Origin of the sequence: Snuella lapsa (assembly GCF_039539345.1) — a bacterium.
GTDB lineage: Bacteria > Bacteroidota > Bacteroidia > Flavobacteriales > Flavobacteriaceae > Snuella > Snuella lapsa.
In genome coordinates this window covers 1-1,092 of the sequence record NZ_BAABCY010000057.1, presented here as the reverse complement: position 1 = coordinate 1,092, position 1,092 = coordinate 1, and the positions used below count along the sequence as shown (strand labels likewise).

At 35.4% G+C, this 1,092-nt stretch carries 1 protein-coding gene; it reads right to left on the bottom strand.

Going from position 1 to position 1,092, the window contains the following annotated elements:
• Positions 1–90: 90 nt before the first annotated feature.
• Complete coding sequence (locus ABD792_RS10585; protein WP_345005970.1) at positions 91–813, bottom strand: SMI1/KNR4 family protein; 723 nt, start codon at positions 811–813, stop codon at positions 91–93.
• Positions 814–1,092: the final 279 nt, after the last annotated feature.

Sequence of the window (1,092 nt, the reverse complement as noted above, 5' to 3'; positions counted from 1 at the left end):
AAATAAAAGCCCTTAAAAGGGCTTATTTGTGTCTTGTTTTTAGAAAATTAAGGGCTTGCGCAACGGCTACCTTTGTTAGGCACTGGCTTTTTATTTCTTTCCACCGAATAGTCTTGATAGAAAACTTTGTTTCACTCGATTCTCAACAATCCAAATCGGTTCGTCAGTCGGTCTTATAATTTTTGTGTTCGGACCTGATTTTCCCCAAGGAAATCCTGTTTTTATTGGTTTATCAGTCAAGTCTGCAACTAAAAACATTTCTGGCAATTCAACTTGTCCGTTTTCAAAGTCATAGTCTTTTTCATTTTTTTCCATTATTCCTACTTTTTCGCTCCAAATATCCATTACGGTCTTTTCGTGAATAATGTCTAAGTTGGATTGCCTTCCTTTTTGTCCGAACTCATCAACGTGGTTTATGAACTCCGATAAATTTTCAGAGTGTTTTACTAATACTGCAGGGTCGTGACAGACATAGTAAACTGAATTCCAATTTCCTTTTGAGTCAATGTCTAAAATCCAAAAATTTCCAAATCCATCTCCTGCGAGTTGGATTGAGTTTGGGAACATTTCTTCAAATCCAAAATGACCGAATGCATCAAATCTGACTTCTTCAAGTCCATAGAATTCAAATCCCTTACTGAATCTTAATAGTTCTTCGATTTCGCTGGGTAGGTTGTTATTTGGGAGTTGACTTTTAAGGTTTTCTATTTCGCTATCAGTCATACCGTCCAACAATTCCACCTTGTATAAATCTCCGTCTTCCGATTCGTACTGGCTGGAAAGAATTGATTCTAATTGTTGTTTCAGTGTCATTTTGTTCGTGTTGTTTTAGCTTGTGCCTAACGTCTAGTATAAGAAACGTAGGGCAGTTAAAAAGCGCTTACGTTTCGAATTTGCACTTAGCCAAATATAAATATTTTGTTTTTATCATTTTTAGTAAATGCCAAATTTTATATTTTGCGGACTTTGTAAATGAAAAGGACGTTTAGTTTTAACACCTAACGCCCTATGCTTTTTATACATTGTTGAACTAAACCTAAAGGTAGCTTTCAGGTGAAATAATCTCACTTTTGGCTACCTTTAAGTATTCGT